Here is a 3,866-nt window from a genome sequence, read left to right as displayed (position 1 = left end):
CTCTCCCGTAAACGGGAGAGGGGCCTGTAGTGCCGAGCCATGCTCGGCAGAGGCTTTCCCGGTGAAGCCTCAAAAGCCAACCCCTCCCCAGCCCTCCCCTTGGCCTGCGGCCAAAGGGAGGGAGCCAAGCGTAGTGCCGAGCCATGCTCGGCAGGAGCGTTCCCGGCAAAGCCCCAAAAGCCCCCTCACCCCAACCCCTCTCCCGTAAACGGGAGAGGGGTCTGTAGTGCCGAGCCACGCTCGGCAGGGGCTTTCCCGGTAAAGCCTCAACAGCCCCCCCTCCCCTTGCCCTCCGCCCAAAGGGAGAGAGCAAGGCCATATTGCGAAGCAACATGCGTCAAACCTTTGGCTGTGCTAAAAAATGCGCGCCAATCGTTTAGATCGATCCAAATCGACACCCCCACGATCCCGGCAACGGAACCCTGCTCGAGCGCCAAACCAATCATTGAGCGAACGCAACAAGGCCCCGGTTTCACCCGTTTTTAGATCGATACAAGTCCAAATCAACGTGACAGTTAGCGATTCAATCCAGGAGAGGGAGAGAAATGAAACAGATCACACGCAAGCACGGCCGCGACACATTGTCCGCCGCCATTGCCTTCGCCTTGTTCGCCGTCGCAGCCGTTCCCGGCGCGGCGCTCGCACAACAGGCCAGCACCAACACCAGCCCCGATGCCACCACGCTCGACAGCGTGACCGTCACCGGCTACCGCTACGCCATCGAAAAAAGCCTTGAACAGAAGCGCGACGCCAACGCCGTGGTCGAGGTGATCACTGCAGAAGACGTCGGCAAGTTCCCCGACAAGAACGTGGCCGACGCGCTGCAGCGCGTGCCCGGCGTGATCATCACCCGTAGCGGCGGCGAAGGTAAGAACGTCAGCGTGCGCGGTCTGTCCTCCGAGCTGACCCTTACCGAGTTGAACGGCAACTACGTGGCTACCGCCGAATCCAATGGCGACCCGACCCGCTCGTTCAACTACACCCTGCTGCCGTCGAACATGCTGGGCAGCGCCGAACTGTTCAAGTCGCCGGAGGCGCGCATCGACGAAGGCGGCATCGGCGGCACGGTGATCCTGCACACGCGCCGCCCACTGGACATGGAAGCCAACACCGGCTTCGTCTCCGTTGACGGCACCTGGGCCGACACCACCAAGAAGACCGACGGCCAGCTCTCGGCCTCGTATTCGTGGCATGACAAGGACGACCGCTTCGGCGTGTTCGTCGGTTACACCGACCAGAAGCGCACCACCCGCACCATGGGCGCCAGCACCGAAGGCTGGTCCTGGTATGGCCGCGACGAAGGTGGCACCGCGGTTGACGTCAACGGCAACCCCTCAGACTTCAACTCCAACTGGTGGGGCGGTACCGGCTTCTACGACCAGAACGGCAAGTACTACACCGGTTTCATGATGCCGACCTCGGTGAACCTCGACGTCAAGGACGAGGAACGCGAGCGCAAGGGCGGCCAGATCACCCTGCAGTTCAAGCCGGTGGACAACCTCACCCTGACCGCGAACTACTTCCGCTTCGACCTGTCTCAGAACTCCCAGACCCACACCATCAAGGTGCCGGAATGGAACATCGCCCGCTATTGGGGCGACGGCAACTGGGCCGGCGGGCGCCTGCTCGACGGGCTGACCATGGACCCGAGTGGCACCATCGTCACCGGTGCCGACTACAGCAAGCACCCCGGCAAAACGTACTACTGCAAGGAGCCGACGAAGGAAGAGATCGAGGCGGGCCGTCTGCCGGGTGGCTGGGGCTCGGACGACTGCACCGTGCCGACGCCGCAGATCACCGGCAGCTACAACATCGAAGAGGCGCTGTCGCAGACCGTCGATTTCTCCGCCGAATGGATCGGCGAGTCGGTCGACATCGCCTTCAAGGGCGGACGCACCTGGGCCGAGGGTGGCCCGTCGCTGCAGTTCTCGGTGCCGCTGAAGCCGCGCAGCCAGAATGCGGACGGCAGCTGGAACCTCGGTAACCTTGCCAGCTCCTGGAGCCTGGCCGGCACGCCGTCGATGGCGTTCTCGCCGGAACTGATGCAGAACCTGAAGAACGGCATCCTGCAGGTTGACCTGGGCTCCACCGGTTCGTCCTGGACCCGCAACACCAACCAGCAGAAGTTCGCCCAGATCGATACCACCTGGCACAACGACTCCGGCTTCCTGGAATCGCTGCAGTTCGGCGTCAAGTACCGTGACGGTGGCATCCACCGCAGCACCGGCAACAGCTACTGGGCCTGCCCTGGCACCGACCCGAGCGACTACGGCAACCGCTACTGGAACGGCCGCTGCAACGACATCGCCCAGCAGTTCTCGCCGGAATTCGTCTATGGCTTGGGCAACCTCGCTGGCGGTATCAATGCAAGCGCGTTCCCGGCCATCAACTACCCGGCCTACATCTCGTACCTCAACAAGACCTACGGGCCGATGCAGACCCGCAACGAGGACAACTTCGTCTACAACGTGGACGAAAAGATCTACTCCACCTATCTGCAGGCCAACTTCCGCACCGAACGCCTGCGCGGCAACGTAGGCGTGCGCGTGGTCAGCACCCGCCAGCACGCCGATTCCACCGACAAGGTGACGTCCTACAACGACTACTTCTTCGACGATGCCAACGGTAACCCGTTGGCCTGCCAGGATACCGATCCGGTGCCGGGTGGCGCACCCGTTGATACCTACTGCGGCAGCGAAAACTACTGGCGACTCTCGGACGACCAGCAGCGCGAAGAGTCGTTCGCGGTCACCAGCCTGGACCGCAACTACACCGACGTACTGCCCAGCTTCAACCTGGCCTATGACCTGACCGACAACCTGCTGCTGCGCGCAGCCGCCTCCAAGGTGATCTCGCGCCCGAGCTACAGCAACATCGCCGCACCGGGCAGCCTGGAATACTTCAGCCCCGAATACGTCAACGATCGCCGCCTGACCGGTGGTGCCAGTGAGCAGGGCTGGTACGGCTCGGGCAGCAACAAGAACCTGGAAGCCTACAAGGCCACCCAGTACGACATCGGCGTGGAGTGGTACTTCCAGCCCGGCTCGGTGTTGGGCCTGGGCCTGTTCCGCAAGGACGTCAGCAACTTCTCGGTGCCGGTGATGCAGGACGTCACCCAGAACATCGGCGGACAGACCGTTGTCGTGCAGAACTACTCCACCACTGCGGGTGGTCGTGATGCAGTGTCGCAAGGCCTGGAGTTCTACGCCCAGCACACGCTGGACTTCGGCCTCGGCTTCCAGGCGAACTACACCTGGAACGACACCAACGAAGCGGCGATCACCCTTGAAGACGGCACCCAGATCGGCAAGTCACCGCTGGTTGGCAGCGCCGAGAACCAGGCCAACTTCACCGTGTTCTATGAAGTTGAAAAACTGCTGCTGCGTGCCTCGTGGAACCGTCGCGGCGAAGTGGTGCAGGGCCTGGTCAGCGGCCTGAACCTCTACCAGGAGCCCTACCAACAGATCGATCTGAACGCCGCCTACAACGTCACCCCAGCGCTGAGCCTGACGGCATCGGTATTGAACCTGACCAAGGAAGAGACGCGCACCCATCTGGGCAACGACACCAAGGCCCGTTTCTACTCCAACGGTTACGCCGGCCGTGTTGTCTACTTCGGCGTGAACTGGAAGTTCTAAGACGGTTCCAAGCGTGCCTGGTGCACGTGGGTAATGAAAAGCCGCGCTGGTAACAGCGCGGCTTTTTTATTGAAGCTGGATGGAAACTGCTTTCCCTTCTCCCGCCTGCGGGGGAAGGTGCCCGAAGGGCCTGCCCCAAGCGAACGCGAGGGGCGAATGGGGGCGCTGTTGCTGTTGCTGTTGCTGTTGCTGTTGCTGTTGCTGTTGCTGTTGCTGTTGCTGTTGCTG

The 3,866-nt window shown here is 62.3% G+C and carries 1 protein-coding gene; it reads left to right on the top strand.

Annotated features, from left to right (window positions below):
• The first annotated feature begins 545 nt into the window (after nt 1-545).
• On the top strand, nt 546-3,638 hold the full coding sequence (locus QMX78_RS20560) for a TonB-dependent receptor (protein WP_282273133.1): 3,093 nt from the start codon (nt 546-548) through the stop codon (nt 3,636-3,638).
• Nucleotides 3,639-3,866: the final 228 nt, after the last annotated feature.

Origin of the sequence: Stenotrophomonas sp. PS02298, assembly GCF_029959445.1 — a bacterium.
In the GTDB taxonomy this organism is placed as follows: domain Bacteria; phylum Pseudomonadota; class Gammaproteobacteria; order Xanthomonadales; family Xanthomonadaceae; genus Stenotrophomonas.
This window is presented reverse-complemented; position numbering and strand designations above follow the sequence as displayed.

Coding starts and splice junctions, on each gene's coding strand:
- QMX78_RS20560 (WP_282273133.1), top strand. CDS start 546: ATGAAACAGATCACACGCAAGCACGGCCGCGACACATTGTCCGCCGCC.